The sequence below is a fragment of the Virgibacillus salinus genome (assembly GCF_900102415.1).
Lineage (GTDB): Bacteria > Bacillota > Bacilli > Bacillales > Amphibacillaceae > Lentibacillus > Lentibacillus subterraneus.
The window spans coordinates 187,358-203,088 of the sequence record NZ_FNKD01000004.1 but is presented as its reverse complement, the minus strand read 5'-3'; the positions used below and the strand labels follow the sequence as shown (position 1 = coordinate 203,088).

Here is a 15,731-nt window from a genome sequence, read left to right as displayed (position 1 = left end):
ATTTGATGAAACGGATAACACCCGAGCAATTTAGACAAGAGAAAAATAATGATACTTATTCCCAAGCAGATGAAAATAACATTGATGAAACTGTCCTAGAAATTATTAAACAGGTTAAAAAAGATGGTAATGAAGCATTGTATCGTTTTACCGAGCAATTCGATGGTATAAAACTAAAGCAGTTAGCCGTCACGAAGGATGAATTCATTGAGGCAAAAGGGATGATTAGTGACGAATTTAAATCGGCACTAGAAGAAGCGAAAGCTAACATCACAGCTTTTCATGAAGTACAAAAAGAATATTCCTGGTTTACTGATAATACGGAAGGTATCATGCTCGGACAGAAAGTCACTCCATTAGAAAAAGTTGGCGTTTACGTCCCGGGTGGTAAGGCTTCCTATCCTTCTACAGTTTTAATGAACGTTATTCCAGCTAAGCTCGCCGGTGTGAAAAAAATCGTTATCACTACACCACCAGATGCAAATGGAAAAATTAGTCCAGAGGTGCTTGCAGCTGCAGAGGTAGTCGGTGTTGACGAAGTTTATAAATTAGGTGGTGCGCAAGCAATAGCTGCACTGGCATACGGAACTTCAAGTATAGAAAAGGTTACAAAAATAGTTGGCCCAGGTAATGCTTTTGTGGCACGAGCGAAGAAATGGGTATATGGTGATGTTGCTATCGATATGATAGCCGGGCCAAGTGAAATATGTGTTGTTGCAGATGAATCAGCGCCAGCTGATTATATTGCTGCAGATTTACTCTCACAAGCGGAGCATGATGAGCAGTCCACTTCAATCTGTATAACAACTAGTGAATCATTAGCCACTGAGGTGCAGCGAGCAATTGATCAGCAAACAACTACACTTGACCGTAAAGATATTATTGAAAAAGCACTCACACAAAATGGCAGAATTATAGTTGTGAAGAATATACAGGAAGCAATCAACCTAGTTAATGAAATTGCGCCTGAGCATTTACAGCTGATGATAGAAAATGCGACCGAGAAAGTAGGAGATATCCAGAATGCAGGAGCTGTTTTTCTAGGAAACTTCTCTCCTGAACCGTTAGGAGATTATTTTGCCGGACCAAATCACACCCTGCCAACAAGTGGAACAGCTGCTTTTTCTTCTCCGCTTGGCGTGTACGATTTTATGAAAAAATCGAGCATTATCCGTTACTCAAGGGATTCGTTACTAGATGCTTCAGAAAATATAATAACCCTGGCTAAAGCTGAAGGATTATCAGCACATGCTAATTCAATTCAAATCAGAAAGGATAATCATAATGCGTAGACATTCTATTAAACGAGCAACCTCAGAAACATCGATTGCCCTGGATTTCTCAATAGATGGTACTGGTAAATCCTCAATCGATTCCGGAGTTGGATTTCTAGACCACATGTTAGTTCTATTGACAAAGCATGGATTATTTGATCTTGAACTGACGTGTGAGGGTGATTTAAATGTTGATCAGCATCACACTGTAGAGGATATTGGAATTGCTCTAGGGCAGGCGTTTAACGAAGGACTTGGCAATAAAGAAGGAATAACTCGTTATGCTACTAAAACGATTCCGATGGACGAAGCTCTTTCTACAATTTCGTTGGATATTAGCGGACGCCCCTACTTCGTCTATAATGTTGATGGTTTGAAGGATAAAGTTGGCAGCTTTGATACAGAGCTTGTTGAAGAGTTCTTTCAGGCGTTTGCAAGCAATGCCAAACTTACCCTTCACATAAACCTAGAATACGGTAATAACACGCATCATATTATCGAATCTATTTTCAAAGGATTTGGGCGTGCATTAGACCAAGCGAGCCAGCAGAATCCTCGTATAAAAGGCATCCCATCGACAAAAGGGACCTTATAAAGGAGATATTATCTTATGATTGCAATAATCGACTATGGGGCTGGTAATATTAAAAGCCTGCAATTTGCGTTAACTAAGCTAGAATTGGACTCCTGCTTAACGACTGATAAACAAACAATTGAAAATGCCACAGCAATCATACTTCCTGGTGTTGGTGCGTTTAAAGATGCAATCGAAGCGCTTGGTGAATTAGATTTAATACGTACTATTCAACAAGAAGCATCTTCTGGTAAACCATTGCTTGGAATCTGTTTAGGTATGCAACTGTTCTATGAGCGAAGCTATGAAGATGGAGATTGGCAAGGACTTGGACTCATTCAAGGCGATGTTAAACGAATTGCTGAATCGGTAAAGGTTCCACATATGGGCTGGAATACCCTATCACATCGCCAAAAAAACCCACTTTTAAGTAACATTAAGGAAAATGCCTATGTATACTTTGTTCACTCCTATGCAGTTAGCTCCTATCAGAAGGAAGACCTTGTAAGTAGTGCTGATTATGGTGGTATGGTTCCTGCAGTGGTACAAAAAGAAAATATTATTGGAATGCAATTTCACCCCGAAAAGAGTGGTGAAGTTGGATTACAGCTATTACAAAACTTCGGGGAGATGATTTCATGATTCTATTTCCAGCTATTGATATTAGAAATGGTAAATGTGTTCGCCTAATTCAAGGAGACTATAAACAAGAAAAGATATATCATGATTCTCCAGTTGAGGCAGCAAAGCAATGGCAGGACAAACAAGCAACCTACCTTCATATCGTGGACCTTGATGGAGCTAAAACAGGTGAATCGAGCAATATAGATTCCATCAAGGCCATTGCTCAACAAACAACAATCCCGATTCAAGTTGGTGGCGGAATTCGTTCTTCACATAAAATTAAAGACTATTTAGAAGCAGGAGTTGATCGAGTTATTGTTGGCACAGCAGCAATTAATGATAAAGAATTCCTGCAACGGTCTATTCGTGAATACGGAGAACAAATTGCCGTATCGATTGATGCAAGAAATGGATATGTAGCCACTGATGGCTGGACGGAAACAAGCAGTGTGAAAGCAACTGAACTTGTTAAAGAACTAGAACGACTAGGTGTTAAAACAATAATATATACCGACATTTTAAAGGATGGCATGTTAAAAGGGCCAAACTTTAATGAATTGCAGGAAATAAAAGATACTACTTCAATTAACCTGATCGCTTCCGGCGGAGTATCTACAAAGGCCGACATCAATCGGCTAAAATCAATGAACCTGTATGGTGCTATTATTGGAAAAGCATTATATGACGGAACAATAACATTTGAATCACTATTGGATGGTGTAAATAATGCTGGCTAAACGAATTGTTCCTTGCCTGGATGTCGATAAAGGCCGCGTTGTTAAAGGGCGTAAATTTCAAAATATCCAGGATGTTGATGATCCGGTAGACTTAGCTAAAAAGTATAACCAAGCTGGAGCTGATGAACTTGTCTTTTACGATATAACAGCGTCCAATGAAAACCGCAATATCTTTCTCGATGTAGTTGAAAATGTTGCAGCAGAAATAGCTATACCTTTTTCTGTTGGTGGAGGAATCCGGACTATAACTGATATTCATCAAACACTAAGAGCCGGGGCGGATAAAGTATCGATAAACAGTGCAGCAATTAAAAACCCTCAATTAATAAAAGACGCCGCTTTAAAATTTGGCAGTCAATGTGTCGTGCTTTCCATTGATGCCAAGGCGGTAAGTGAAAATACGTGGCAGGTTTATATCAACGGCGGACGTACAAATACCGAGATAGACGCAATCGAATGGGCAATTAAAGGAGAACAGCTTGGGGCCGGAGAAATCGTCATTAACGCAATTGATGTTGATGGAGAAAAGAACGGATATAATCTGGAGCTAACTAGAGCAATCGCAGACAAGGTAAATATCCCAATTATTGCAAGCGGCGGCGCAGGTACTAAAGAGCATTTTGCTAATGTACTTCAAAAAGGTGGTGCAGACGCTGCCCTAGCAGCATCGGTATTCCATTATAGTGAAATACAAATACCTGATTTGAAAGAATATCTTGCAGCCAGCAATATCATTGTAAGGAGGGAAATCTAATGGAAACGAATATAAACCAGCTTTCTTTTGACGAAAATGGTCTTATCCCAGCAATAATACAAAATTTTAAAACAGGAGAAGTGCTGACACTTGCGTATATGAATGAAACCTCTCTAAATAAAACACTACAGACCGGTGAAACATGGTTCTTCAGCCGTAAACGGCAGCAGCTTTGGAATAAGGGAGAAACATCCGGAAACAAACAAATCGTCAAAAACATCAGCTATGATTGTGATGCAGACAGCCTATTAGTTCAAGTTAATCCCACTGGACCGGCATGTCATACAGGCAATGATACTTGCTTTTTTCAAACTCTCTTCTCTGATGAAATACAAACTCGAAACGTAATACACCAGTTAGCTAAAAAAGTAAGTGAACGAAAACAGCAGCCGGTAGATGGTTCCTATACAACTTACTTATTCACAGAAGGGATAGATAAAGTTCTCAAAAAGGTAGGTGAAGAAGCAAGTGAAGTAATAATTGGGGCGAAGAATCATGATAAGCAGGAAGTAACCTGGGAAATTGCTGATTTAACCTATCACACACTCGTTTTAATGGAACTATTAGAAGTAACAGTCGAAGATATAAAAAAAGAATTGTATGGACGCCATATTGCAAAAGAGGGTAATAAAAATGAGTAAATTCTGGAGTGAAACAGTTAAGCGCACAGAGCCATATGTACCCGGCGAGCAGCTTGATATTCCCAATTTACTGAAGTTAAATACAAATGAAAATCCCTATCCTCCATCCCCAAACGTAGTGGATGCCATTAAAACAGAATTGGAACGCAAATTACACTTATACCCATCACCGAGTGCAGATCAACTGCGTGAGTCAATCGGTGCATATTATAATCTTGAAGCAAGCAATGTTTTTATTGGAAACGGATCAGATGAAGTATTAGCCTTTTCGTTTATGGCTTTTTTCGAAAGTGGGCAAAAGATCCGTTTTCCTGCTGTCACGTATAGTTTTTATCCGGTGTATGCTAAGCTTTTTAACGTTCCATATGAAGAAATACCGCTTAATCGTGATTTCAGTATTCCATCCGAGGCATTTTTCCAGTCAGAAGGCGGAGTTATTTTTCCCAACCCAAATGCCCCAACAAGTTTATACATGGAATTGGAAACGATAAAAGATATTCTGGATAATAATCCAGATCAGGTCGTAATTGTTGATGAAGCATATATAGACTTTGCTCCAGGTTCTGCAGTTTCTCTAATCAACACATATGATAACTTACTGGTTGTTCAAACAATGTCTAAATCACGTTCACTTGCAGGCTTACGTGTTGGATTTGCATTAGGAAATCCAAATTTGATCCAAGCATTAACACGTATCAAAGACTCCTTTAATTCATATACAATAGATCGTCTTGCTATTGCAGGCGCAGAATCAGCTATTAGGGATATTGAACATTTTAAAGATACAACCCATAAAATTATCAAAACAAGGGAATGGATCACTACAGAGATGAAAAAACGAGGATTCTATGTACTTCCATCAAGTACAAACTTTATTTTTATAAGTCACTATAATTACCGTGCAGAAATATTGTATACAGAACTGAAAAACCAAAACATTCTGGTAAGACATTTTAATAAAGCAGGAATTGAAAACTACCTGCGAATAACAATTGGTACAGATGAAAGTATGCACTCTTTATTACAAACGCTTGATTCAATAATGCTGAAAAATAAGTAAAAGCATCGTTCCATTGGGAACGATGCTTTTCTCTTTTTAGATCATATGCTTAATTTCTGCTTGTTTCTGTAGCTCTTGTACTTTAGCTTGCAGCTTTTGCTGTTCTTTTTGCTGTTTCAGTTGTTGTTTAATTTGTTTTTCTAAGTCTTTCAACTTAGGCAATTCTTGTTGTTGTTCCTTAGAAGCATTCTTTTGTTGCTCTTTTAATTTATCGTAGTAATCTTGTACTTCTTTATCAGTTACTTTTGTATCTTCTAGTTGTTGTTCTTTATATTTCTGTACTGTAAGTTCGAAATCTAATTGGTCTTTATAAGTTTCTTCTGTTAAATGATACTGTTTTAATACTGACTCAAATTGTTCTTTATTACTTGATTTAGCCTTCTCAAACTGAGATTGTACTTCTTTATCTGATACTTCAATGCCATTCTTTTCTGCATCTTGTTTCAATAATTCTTGTTGTACAATAGCATTTAGAGTTTGTTCCTTTAATTTTTTCTTATCACTAACATCTTGGCCATACTGTTGCATCATTACTTTCGTTTGAGCGTACGTTGCATTGTATGTTTGACCTTTAATTTCTTCGCCATTTATTTTTGTTACAATTTTGTCCTTCTTAACTTTTTCTTCATCTGTAATTTCAACTGGCTTGCTTGAAGCTTGTCCTGCCTGTCCTGCTTGTTCTTCTGTTTGTTTTTTGTTTCCTTCTTTGTCTTTGTTATCTTTACTTTCCTCAGAGCCATCACCGCCACATGCTGCTAAAATAGTGGCTAAACTCAATGCCATTATAAACATTATAAATTTTTTCATTGATAGTTCCCTCATTTCATTTCATTGTTCCTACATTCAAACATATTTGGAAGGGTAAAAGCAAATACCCAAAAATATGGTTAAGTATCCTCCAGGCTTGCCCCATAAGCCTTTACGCCCTTAATTAACATTTCAGTTACGTTAGCTTATATTTTTTACATAATTCTGCCGTAATTAATTTTAGAAAAGCTTGAGAGCTAATTTCAGTATCCCCTAGTCTTCATCCTCTACTTCGCAGCCTTCGTCTGTACAGTAAGTGGTCTTTGATTTCTTAGGATTTAATGTTTGTAACACTGGTTTTTCGTTTTCTTCTTCCCAGACCTTTTCAATCACTTCGGAGAAAGCTTCCGATGGCTGTGCGCCAGATACAGCATATTTTTCATTAAATACAAAAAATGGAACACCTTGAACACCTATCTGTCTTGCCTGTTCTTCGTCAGCACGAACATGAATTGCATAATCATCGACTTTTAACAGCTTTGTAACTTCATCCTTATTTAATCCTACTTCATCCGCAAGTTCAATTAATGTAGCATGATCACTAATAAGTTTAGATTCAGTAAAATATGCTTTTAGCAATCGTTCCGTCATTTCTTTTCCCTTACCATTCTCATCTGCATACTTCGCAACACGATGAGCATCGAATGTGTTTGTATGCTGCATCGTATCAAAGTTATACGTTAATCCAATGTCAGCTGCTTGTTTGCCCAGCTCTTCATTTGAGTTCTTGGCTTTCTCTACACTCATGCCATACTTACCAGCTAATAATTCATGAATATTTTTTCCAGGGTTCTTTTCTGCATTAGGATCCAATTCATAGCTTTTATATTCTAAATTTACCTTATCATTATGTGAAAACTTCTCCAATGCCATTTCCAACCTACGTTTACCAATATAGCAAAATGGGCATACAAAATCTGACCATACTTCTATCTTCATGGAAAACACCTCATTTCTGTAATTATTGTAGCATAGCTTAATCCTTTACAGTAAATGTTGTGCTTATATTTAATTATTGCTTTTTATTGTCATCTACAAATCGTCCATAATCTGGTATTGCTGATTGATCAAACGTTTGAACAAGTTTTTTTAACCCTTCCTTTAGTTCCTCGCCTTTCATAACTGACCCATGACCAGGTACTACGATTTCTGGCTGCAATGCTTCAAGCTTTTCTACCGAATCTTTTGCCGCCTGCCAGTCTGTTGTTAGATATCTAGGCGGCCCATTCACTTCTACAGTTTGCATCAAGACATTATAAAATGAATCCTGTCTAACGGTTATAAAAGCATCACCAGATAGAAGTAATGAATCCTTTTCCCGGTAGAACGATACATGTCCCGGTGAGTGACCAGGTGTATGAATCCATTGCCAGTCATCAAGTCCTGGTACACTATTATCTTCGGGCAACGCTTGAACCGCATTTCCGATATTAATCGGTTCATTCGGATACATCCCCGAAATTTTAGCCAAAAACCCACCTTCAACTGTTGAATCTGGCTTTGGATAGCTTTTTTCTCCAGTTAAATAAGGAAGTTCAAGCTCATGTGCGTAAACAGGAACATCCCATTCTTCAACTAATTCAAGTAACCCGCCTACATGATCAAAGTGTCCATGAGTTAAAATGACTGCAGATGGTTGACTATCTCTTCCAAAACGATCCACGACAACGGAGCGTATCTCTGCCGCTGCTTTTGGAAGCCCAGCATCAACAAGCACCCAATCCCCTTCACCAGGAAAGCCAATAAAGCTTATATTCACAATCTGGTCTGTATAATAATACACACCGTTTAATACCTCTTGCCCCGACCCACTTGTAATAGAAGTCATTGGTATTGTTTTATTATCTTTACTCTCGTGTAATTCTTTATCCATTTGATAACGTCCTCCTTTTTTCCTTAGTATTAGAATGTAATTATTAATTTATTAATAAAAAACTGCCCACACCATGTGAGCAGTTCTCAGTATCCTAATATGAATGGTTTTCCTGAATAGAACCATCCTGTTTATATATTTTTAAAGATGTTCCTTTATTATTGGCGATTTCACGAGCACGTTCGACAGCATCATTTTTATTATCAAAAACATCACTTGCTCGTTGGGCATTACTTGATTTCACGGCCCAACCATCATTATGTGCTATAACATGCTCCGCTTCTTCTAACCGTTCAGGGTTGCTTTCGTACTTTTTACCCTCTTCTGAGCGTTCTATTGTATTGCCATTTTTCTCATATGAATCAACTTCGTCCTCGTCTGCATTTTGCCGCCATTCTTTTGCTTGTTCCATTGCAATAGGAATTGCCTGTCCCTCTTCATAGCCTTCATCAATCATTGAATTAGCAATATCAATCGCCTTCTTTTTTGTTACATGATTTAAATTCTTCATCGACGACGGATAGTTGTTTAATGTCCAAGGCATTGACAGTCCTCCCTCAATTTTTTAAATAGTCTACCCTGTGTGATTTGTCTTAAACATAAAAAAACTGTTCACCACGATGGCAAACAGCTGATTTATTAATCTTCGAGCAACGATTGTCCCATAATCGTGACTCGTTTCGTATTTTTTAAGTCAGTAATCGTCTTTGCTCCAACACCAAGCATCGTCATTTTCAGTTCAAGCTCAATCTGATCCATTGTCTGAATAACAGCTTCGGCTGACTCTGTCGCAGCCTGCAGTAATTTACGGGCAAACCCTACTATATCCGCTCCGATCGTCAGTGCCTTGGCTGCATCCACACCAGTCTTCATACCTCCACTTGACACAATTGGAGCATCAGGTAAGACATCCCTTACGGAAACAATACAATCCTTCGTTGGTATTCCCCAATTATTAAAAGCCTCGGCTGCCGCTTTTTTCAACGGATCTTTCGAACGTAGTTTTTCAACCTGACTCCAAGAAGTACCGCCTGCACCGGCAACATCAATATATGAAATCCCTGCGTCATACAACTTTTTTGCTACCGTTCCATCAATTCCAAAGCCGACCTCTTTTACACCTACAGGAACATCCAAGGCTGTACATACTTTCTCTATTTTGGACAGCAAGTTTTCGAAATCCAAATCCCCTTCATCCTGAACTGCTTCCTGTAACGGATTAAGATGTAAGTAGATAGAATCCGCACCTGTCAAATCAACAATTCGCTGACAATCTTCGGCACCATATCCATAATTCAACTGTACTGCACCAATATTTGCTATCAATGGTACAGTAGGTGCTTGTTTACGAATCAAAAAAGAATCCTTATGTGCATCACTTTCCAAAAAGGCACGGGTTGAACCGAGCCCAACTGCCCACCCTTTTTCTTCTGCCGCTACAGCTAGATTTTGATTAATCTTAGTTGCAAGTTCTGACCCGCCAGTCATTGAACTTACAAGAAAAGGTGCCTTTAATTGCTTATCCAAGAAGGTGGCAGACAGGTTTATATCATCAAAGTTTATTTCAGGTAATGCATTATGTATAAAAGATATCCCTTCCAATCCAGTTGATTTGTTCACCCCTTCTACATTACCTGTTAAGCAATGGCGAATATGTTCTGTTTTACGCTTGTTAATTCCTTCCTCCATCATTACACATCCCAACTCTAATTATTTACTGATTTATTTTCAAAACGAGCCATTTTTTGGCGAACACGTTTATTCTTCAAATATTGATGAAATGTTACAAAATAAACACCTGTTATTACCATTATCATACCAATAATTTGCGGCCATGTAATTTGAGAAGCATAAAGCCATACTGCTAGCAAAGCAGTATTAATTGGCACTAAATTCATATAAATACTCGCTTTGCTTGCTCCAATCTGCTTAATCCCATGATTCCATAATAAGAAACCTACGACAGAAGAGCAAATAATCATAAACAACATTTCTCCCCAGCCTTGAGTAGACATGGAAAAGATATTGTCCCATCCCTTTTCTGGAATAGAAAAGATTGCAAGAAATATAGAACCAATTAATGTAGTTAAAGTCGTCGTTACAACAGGGGAAACATCACGCATTGCAACTTTACCTAACAGTCCATGACTAACCCAGCAAATTAACCCGCCAATAAATAAAAGATCGCCTGAATTAAACTCTAGATTCAGCAGTGTCTCTATTGATCCTTTTGAGATTACAACAACAACTCCTAATAGTGATAATATTAGGCCAAATCCAAGTTGTTTATTCCAAACTTCACCCAAAAAAAGAACAGCACCAAAGGTTAGAAGAACAGGCGTTGTTGCTACGATTAGTGACCCATTGATTGCAGAAGTAATATCTAACGCTGTGAAAAAGAAAAAATTATAGCCAAAAATACCTGTTATAGCCATTAACAAAATGGAGAGCCATTGCTTTTTAATGGCTGTGAAATCCAGTTTTTTTCGTGCTAAAACAAATACTAGTAATAAAATACCGGCTGATCCAAACCGAAAGGCTGCTGCCGTAACAGGAGGTATTTCTGTAATAATATGCTCAGCTGCTACAAAAGCACCTCCCCAAAATAAAGGGACAAGAAGCAACCAAAAATATATTGCGATTGATTGGTCATTTTTCATCTATATCCTTCTTTCTAAATTCATACTAATTAAAACGACTAATCGATTGGCTAGTTCACTTCTTATAATCTAATAATTCTCTATCATGTGCATCTATATAGTCTGTTATTAAGTATACTTGCTTAGTTATTAGATTGGAAGAAGCTTATAATAGAAACTACCAAAATTCTTACCAAAACATAGTAAAATAACGAATTTGATAGTACAGTTATATAACAATAGCATTTACAATTACTCTGCAAAAGTGACAAGGAGGAAAACACATGATACAACAGGCTAAGGCCTTTGCTGAAAAAGCACATGAGGGGCAGAAACGAAAAAGTTCAGATGCACTATATATTACACATCCAATTCGTGTCGCAAAGATATTGGAAGATTCCGGTTTTAGTGATGAAGTAGTTTGTGCTGGATATTTACATGATGTCGTCGAAGATACCCCTTATGAAATCGAGGATATTGAATCAGTTTTCGGTCCTAGGGTCGCACATCTCGTATCTGCTCATACTGAGGATAAATCGAGATCATGGCAGGAGCGTAAACAGCATACAATTGACACAGTAAAATATGCCGAAAAAGAAGTGAAGTATCTAATTGTTGCCGACAAATTAGATAACTTGCTTTCTATGGAAAAAGAATATGCACGCCAAGGTGAATTATTGTGGGAGAATTTTAATGCCGGTTACAATCAGCAGAAATGGTATAACGAATCAATTGCTCAAAACATGAGTGTAGGATTAGAAGATAGTGAGGTGCCAGCTTACTTTCAAGAGTTCACGGACGCGGTCAAGCGTGTATTTGGTTGAAGTTCCTAATATCTTGCTGAGTTAGAGTTTTACGTATCTGGTTGAAGCTTCTCGACTTCATTATCAAGTCAACCATTAAAAATTTGACATTCGTTAAAGGAATTCTTATGAGAGCGTATTTTGCTTTCTTAGAACTCCTTTATACTTTGTATTTGTATCTAAAATTAATTATTAAGATTCAAGTTTGCCTTTTTCATAGTAGATGATAGCTGCGCACCCGACAGACCTGTTGATTTTTTAACTGCTAAAAAAGAGCGCCTTCCTTTTTAGAACAAGGAAGAACGCTCTTTATTATCGCATTTTACGGAAATTATAGTTTTCCCGCTGCTGTTTCGATACTTTTTTCCATTTATTTTTCTCTTCCAGCATTGCTTTTTGATTCTGTTTTCTTTTTTCATATGCGAGTTCTCGTTGAAGTTTGAGATAGCTTTGATAGCGATCCTCATCCAACTCACCATTGTTCAGTGCTTCCTGAATGCGGCACCCTGGTTCTGTATCATGCTGGCAATCATTGAATTTGCATTCTTTTTCAAATGCTTCAACATCCTGAAAAGTTGCTTCAATTACTGATTCGCCTTCCCATAGTTGCAGTTCACGCATCCCCGGTGTATCAATTAGCTGAGCATCATTTGGCAGCCTGAACATTTCCCGGTGAGTAGTAGTATGACGGCCTTTGCTATCGGCTTCACGGACACCTTTTGTATCCTGTATATCCTGTCCCAACAATGTATTTACCAATGTGGACTTACCCACACCTGATGAACCGAGCAATGCAGCAGTTCGTTGCGGTGCTAAATACTCCATCAATTCATCAATACCTTCTCGTGTCACGTTACTAATAGCTACAATTGGCACGCCAATCGCAATCTCTTCCACTTGAATCATAACATCCTGAACTTCATCTGGAGTGCATTCATCCTTCTTCGTTAATACAACAACAGGAGACGCACCACTTTCATATGTTGATAAAATATAGCGTTCAATGCGTCGAAGATTCAAGTCATGATTAAGTGAATTAACAATAAAAACAGTATCCATATTGGCAGCAACAATTTGCGCCTCAGTCTTTGTACCAGCAGCCTGTCTGATAAACTGGCTTTTCCGTGTGAGAACACGATTAACCACTGCTTTACGTTCATCTGATAGTTTTTGTACATCTACCCAATCACCCACTGCTGGGAAATCAAGTGGCGAAGACGCCTGATTTAAAAATCTACCACTTAAATGCGCCAAGTAATCCATGTCACCATCGGTTACCCTGTAACTATTTTTCTGCACCGTAATAACACGGGCAATATTATCTTTTTCAATATCCAGAATGGTATCGTCCCATCCAATTTGTTTCAACTTCTCCAATTTTAAAATTTCCTCCTTAATGTTGGAGGAAAAGTCGTACTTTACACGGACTGTCCCTCCATTTTACTACGTGTGTGCTGGTTTACTGAAATTTGATTTACAATTGCCATTAAACACCACTCCTTTCAAAATGGATGAACAAAATTCTATAATTTAATAATTATACATTTTTTAAAAAAAGTCAAGGAACAAAAGCATAAGCGCCTGTTTAGCGACGTACGAACTGCGCCCGCGCATCGCGGGTGGTTTAACGTTGCCGCGCAAAGTGGCGACCTTAGTTGAACTTCCGACAACTCTTTGAGATAAAGGAAACACGGCGACCAAAGTGAGCCGATGTTGACTTATCGTACGAAGGTGAAGGAAGTTGCGCTAGTCGCTGGGCGCTGGCCGGTGAGAACGCTACGTCCTGTGGCGTCACCGGCACTAGTACGTCCTGTACGTCGGAGCTGGACGCCGCTAGATAGCTTAGTTAGTTTTCCACAGTGCTCAAGATTTATAGTTTCCTAAGCAGTTAAAAAAGCAGATGTCAACTATAAGCGACATCTGCTTTCCTTCTAGCTAAGATACTCAGGAAGTTTCCCGGCTAGACTTTATTTTAAGTTAGCTCATTGCTGGGATACCACTATCCCGTACAGCTATATACTCAGGACGTTTCTTATTTCCTGAGAACGGCTCAACTAAGCGGTTTTCCACACTGTTGTACACCATGAATAAATTGTTACGCGGATAAGGTGTAATATTACTTGTTGAACCGTGCATGGTATTGCTCTCAAAAAGCGTGATTGAGCCTGCTTTTCCTGTTGGAACAGATATCCCACCGCCTTTTTCAGCAAGCCAGCGCAGGCTATCCTCATCAGGTACACCAACTTTTTGTTTCTTCAATGATTCTTTATAATTATTATCGGGCGTTTCCCCTACACAACTAACATAGTAGTTTTGGGACCCTGGTATAAGCATCAAAGGCCCGTTAAACGTATAATTGTCGGATAATGCTATCGATAAGCTGACAGCTCTCATCCGTGGCATACCATCTTCTGCGTGCCATGTTTCAAAGTCAGAATGCCAGTCAAATTCTTTCCCCTTAAACCCTGGCTTGTAATTAATGCGGGATTGATGAATATAGACATCACTCCCCAACAGATGGTTGACGATATCCAGTATTCGCTGATCATTTGCGACATCTTTAAAGTAATTATCATCTTTATGAACGTGAAAAATGGAACGAATATCATCACTTTCCGGCTCTCGAATTACTTTATCAGACGTGACATGCTTAGTAGAATCTTGTAATTCAAAAATGGCTTTCTGCATATCTTTAACTTCTTCATCCGAGAAGAAATTCTCAATTTGCAAAAACCCATTTTTTTTATAAGAATCAAGTTGTTGTTTGGAAATAGGAGCATGATGATCAAGAGATCGATCTGTGTGAATCACAGGGTCCTTCCGTTCCAAAATTTCCGGCTGGTCCTTTTTTCTTGAAGGATATAGATCTTTCATTCTAAACACTCCCTATTAAGTATTTTTCATAAAAGTTTTCTATATTGTTAAGTTCCCGACATCACCGGGAAACTTCCCTGCAACTATATAACGAATATTTGTCAGTATTATTTAGGAGTTAAAATCCTAATATAAAAATTGTTTGGAATTATTATATAATTACTATTCTATAATTGCAAATTACCCGCTATTTTTAGATAGTAAACTAAAAACAGACGCAGATTCAATCCGCGTCTGTTCCTTTCTCACCGCTTATTCATTTCACTTGGTTCAGGGCCTTTTCGCTGATTACGACCCAGTTTAGAAATCTCATTCATATCATCTGCACTTAATTCAAAATCAAACACATTAAAGTTTTCTTCTATTCGTGATGGCGTAACTGATTTTGGAATTACGATTGCATCAGATTGAAGGTGCCAGCGAATAATTACCTGTGCTGAAGTTTTGCCATATTTATTCGCAATTTGCTTAACTGCATCGTTATTTAAAACTTCGCCGCCATTCATTAATGGGCTCCAAGCTTCTAAGTAAATATTATGCTTTTCACAGAAGTCTTTTAGCTCATTTTGCTGTAAATATGGGTGGCATTCCACTTGATTCACAGCCGGCACTACATCACATTCATCCAACAAACGCTGGAGATGTTCAATATTAAAATTACAAACACCGATTGCTTTAGCTCGGCCATCATTATAAAGCTTTTCCATCGCTTTATACGTCTCGACATAGTCATCAAATTCCGGGGTTGGCCAATGAATCAGATATAAATCAACATAATCAATTCCCAGTTTTTCCAGACTTTTGTCAAATGCCTTTAAAGTATTGTCGTATCCCTGGTCGCTATTCCAAACCTTTGTCGTAATAAATAAATCTTCACGCGACACAGAACTAGTTGCTAGTGCTTTACCTACTCCACTTTCGTTTTCATATACCTTTGCCGTATCAATGGATCGATACCCGACTTCAAGTGCTTTCGATACAGCTGGAGTTGCTTCTTCATCGGGTACCTGCCACACGCCAAACCCAAGTTGGGGCATGCGATTACCATTGTTTAATGTAATATATTGCATT

Annotated in this window: 17 protein-coding genes; 8 read left to right on the top strand and 9 right to left on the bottom strand. The window is 38.3% G+C overall.

Annotated elements, in window-relative coordinates; translation table 11 throughout:
• Window positions 1-5: 5 nt before the first annotated feature.
• The 7 genes from hisD to hisC are packed head-to-tail and all read left to right on the top strand — an operon-like array spanning window position 6 to window position 5,664.
• Window positions 6-1,292: a histidinol dehydrogenase gene (hisD, locus tag BLS02_RS16595; RefSeq protein WP_092494150.1), complete on the top strand. Its 1,287-nt coding sequence runs from the start codon at window positions 6-8 to the stop codon at window positions 1,290-1,292.
• Window positions 1,285-1,869 (top strand): imidazoleglycerol-phosphate dehydratase HisB, encoded by a 585-nt coding sequence (gene hisB, locus BLS02_RS16590; RefSeq protein WP_092494149.1) that lies wholly within the window; start codon window positions 1,285-1,287, stop codon window positions 1,867-1,869. Before hisD ends, hisB begins: the two co-directional genes overlap by 8 nt.
• Before the next feature lie 15 nt (window positions 1,870-1,884).
• Complete coding sequence (hisH, locus tag BLS02_RS16585) at window positions 1,885-2,490, top strand: imidazole glycerol phosphate synthase subunit HisH (protein WP_092494148.1); 606 nt, start codon at window positions 1,885-1,887, stop codon at window positions 2,488-2,490.
• Window positions 2,487-3,209 carry a 1-(5-phosphoribosyl)-5-[(5-phosphoribosylamino)methylideneamino]imidazole-4-carboxamide isomerase gene (gene hisA / locus BLS02_RS16580; protein WP_092494147.1) on the top strand — a complete coding sequence of 241 codons (723 nt, stop codon included), beginning with the start codon at window positions 2,487-2,489 and terminating at the stop codon, window positions 3,207-3,209. Before hisH ends, hisA begins: the two co-directional genes overlap by 4 nt.
• Window positions 3,199-3,963 (top strand): imidazole glycerol phosphate synthase subunit HisF, encoded by a 765-nt coding sequence (gene hisF / locus BLS02_RS16575; protein ID WP_092494146.1) that lies wholly within the window; start codon window positions 3,199-3,201, stop codon window positions 3,961-3,963. The genes hisA and hisF overlap by 11 nt, the downstream gene beginning before the upstream one ends.
• A complete protein-coding gene (hisIE, locus tag BLS02_RS16570; RefSeq protein WP_092494145.1) occupies window positions 3,963-4,604 on the top strand; it encodes a bifunctional phosphoribosyl-AMP cyclohydrolase/phosphoribosyl-ATP diphosphatase HisIE in 642 nt (213 codons plus the stop codon). The genes hisF and hisIE overlap by 1 nt, the downstream gene beginning before the upstream one ends.
• Complete coding sequence (gene hisC, locus BLS02_RS16565) at window positions 4,597-5,664, top strand: histidinol-phosphate transaminase (protein ID WP_092494144.1); 1,068 nt, start codon at window positions 4,597-4,599, stop codon at window positions 5,662-5,664. Before hisIE ends, hisC begins: the two co-directional genes overlap by 8 nt.
• A 36-nt stretch (window positions 5,665-5,700) precedes the next feature.
• Here the strand turns inward: hisC and BLS02_RS16560 are convergent, their stop codons facing one another.
• From BLS02_RS16560 to BLS02_RS16535, 6 genes are all read right to left on the bottom strand, one after another.
• Window positions 5,701-6,471, bottom strand: a complete 771-nt coding sequence (locus BLS02_RS16560; protein WP_175559517.1) for a SurA N-terminal domain-containing protein — start codon at window positions 6,469-6,471, stop codon at window positions 5,701-5,703.
• A 213-nt stretch (window positions 6,472-6,684) separates the two neighbouring features.
• On the bottom strand, window positions 6,685-7,410 hold the full coding sequence (locus BLS02_RS16555; RefSeq protein ID WP_092494142.1) for a DsbA family oxidoreductase: 726 nt from the start codon (window positions 7,408-7,410) through the stop codon (window positions 6,685-6,687).
• 73 nt (window positions 7,411-7,483) lie between these two features.
• On the bottom strand, window positions 7,484-8,344 hold the full coding sequence (locus BLS02_RS16550; RefSeq protein WP_092494141.1) for an MBL fold metallo-hydrolase: 861 nt from the start codon (window positions 8,342-8,344) through the stop codon (window positions 7,484-7,486).
• A gap of 94 nt (window positions 8,345-8,438) precedes the next feature.
• Complete coding sequence (locus BLS02_RS16545; RefSeq protein WP_092494140.1) at window positions 8,439-8,888, bottom strand: DUF2188 domain-containing protein; 450 nt, start codon at window positions 8,886-8,888, stop codon at window positions 8,439-8,441.
• 95 nt (window positions 8,889-8,983) lie between these two features.
• Window positions 8,984-10,033, bottom strand: coding sequence for a type 2 isopentenyl-diphosphate Delta-isomerase (gene fni / locus BLS02_RS16540; protein WP_092494139.1), 1,050 nt, complete (start codon window positions 10,031-10,033; stop codon window positions 8,984-8,986).
• Between the two features lie 17 nt (window positions 10,034-10,050).
• The gene (locus BLS02_RS16535) at window positions 10,051-11,004 is read right to left on the bottom strand and encodes a DMT family transporter (protein WP_092494138.1); all 954 of its coding nucleotides are present in this window, start codon (window positions 11,002-11,004) and stop codon (window positions 10,051-10,053) included.
• Between the two features lie 263 nt (window positions 11,005-11,267).
• Between BLS02_RS16535 and BLS02_RS16530 the strand changes: the two genes are divergently transcribed.
• Window positions 11,268-11,807, top strand: coding sequence for an HD domain-containing protein (locus BLS02_RS16530; protein ID WP_092494137.1), 540 nt, complete (start codon window positions 11,268-11,270; stop codon window positions 11,805-11,807).
• 291 nt (window positions 11,808-12,098) lie between these two features.
• Here the strand turns inward: BLS02_RS16530 and rsgA are convergent, their stop codons facing one another.
• From rsgA to BLS02_RS16515, 3 genes are all read right to left on the bottom strand, one after another.
• The gene (gene rsgA, locus BLS02_RS16525) at window positions 12,099-13,163 is read right to left on the bottom strand and encodes a ribosome small subunit-dependent GTPase A (RefSeq protein WP_092494136.1); all 1,065 of its coding nucleotides are present in this window, start codon (window positions 13,161-13,163) and stop codon (window positions 12,099-12,101) included.
• Between the two features lie 600 nt (window positions 13,164-13,763).
• Window positions 13,764-14,660, bottom strand: a complete 897-nt coding sequence (gene thpD / locus BLS02_RS16520; RefSeq protein WP_092494135.1) for an ectoine hydroxylase — start codon at window positions 14,658-14,660, stop codon at window positions 13,764-13,766.
• Between the two features lie 245 nt (window positions 14,661-14,905).
• Window positions 14,906-15,730 (bottom strand): aldo/keto reductase, encoded by an 825-nt coding sequence (locus BLS02_RS16515; RefSeq protein ID WP_092494134.1) that lies wholly within the window; start codon window positions 15,728-15,730, stop codon window positions 14,906-14,908.
• Window position 15,731 lies beyond the last annotated feature (1 nt).

Coding starts and splice junctions, on each gene's coding strand:
- BLS02_RS16555 (WP_092494142.1), bottom strand. CDS start 7,410: ATGAAGATAGAAGTATGGTCAGATTTTGTATGCCCATTTTGCTATATT.
- BLS02_RS16515 (WP_092494134.1), bottom strand. CDS start 15,730: ATGCAATATATTACATTAAACAATGGTAATCGCATGCCCCAACTTGGG.
- hisIE (WP_092494145.1), top strand. CDS start 3,963: ATGGAAACGAATATAAACCAGCTTTCTTTTGACGAAAATGGTCTTATC.
- BLS02_RS16560 (WP_175559517.1), bottom strand. CDS start 6,471: ATGAAAAAATTTATAATGTTTATAATGGCATTGAGTTTAGCCACTATT.
- hisF (WP_092494146.1), top strand. CDS start 3,199: ATGCTGGCTAAACGAATTGTTCCTTGCCTGGATGTCGATAAAGGCCGC.
- fni (WP_092494139.1), bottom strand. CDS start 10,033: ATGGAGGAAGGAATTAACAAGCGTAAAACAGAACATATTCGCCATTGC.
- BLS02_RS16545 (WP_092494140.1), bottom strand. CDS start 8,888: ATGCCTTGGACATTAAACAACTATCCGTCGTCGATGAAGAATTTAAAT.
- hisB (WP_092494149.1), top strand. CDS start 1,285: ATGCGTAGACATTCTATTAAACGAGCAACCTCAGAAACATCGATTGCC.
- BLS02_RS16530 (WP_092494137.1), top strand. CDS start 11,268: ATGATACAACAGGCTAAGGCCTTTGCTGAAAAAGCACATGAGGGGCAG.
- hisC (WP_092494144.1), top strand. CDS start 4,597: ATGAGTAAATTCTGGAGTGAAACAGTTAAGCGCACAGAGCCATATGTA.
- hisH (WP_092494148.1), top strand. CDS start 1,885: ATGATTGCAATAATCGACTATGGGGCTGGTAATATTAAAAGCCTGCAA.
- hisA (WP_092494147.1), top strand. CDS start 2,487: ATGATTCTATTTCCAGCTATTGATATTAGAAATGGTAAATGTGTTCGC.
- hisD (WP_092494150.1), top strand. CDS start 6: ATGAAACGGATAACACCCGAGCAATTTAGACAAGAGAAAAATAATGAT.
- thpD (WP_092494135.1), bottom strand. CDS start 14,660: ATGAAAGATCTATATCCTTCAAGAAAAAAGGACCAGCCGGAAATTTTG.
- BLS02_RS16535 (WP_092494138.1), bottom strand. CDS start 11,004: ATGAAAAATGACCAATCAATCGCAATATATTTTTGGTTGCTTCTTGTC.
- BLS02_RS16550 (WP_092494141.1), bottom strand. CDS start 8,344: ATGGATAAAGAATTACACGAGAGTAAAGATAATAAAACAATACCAATG.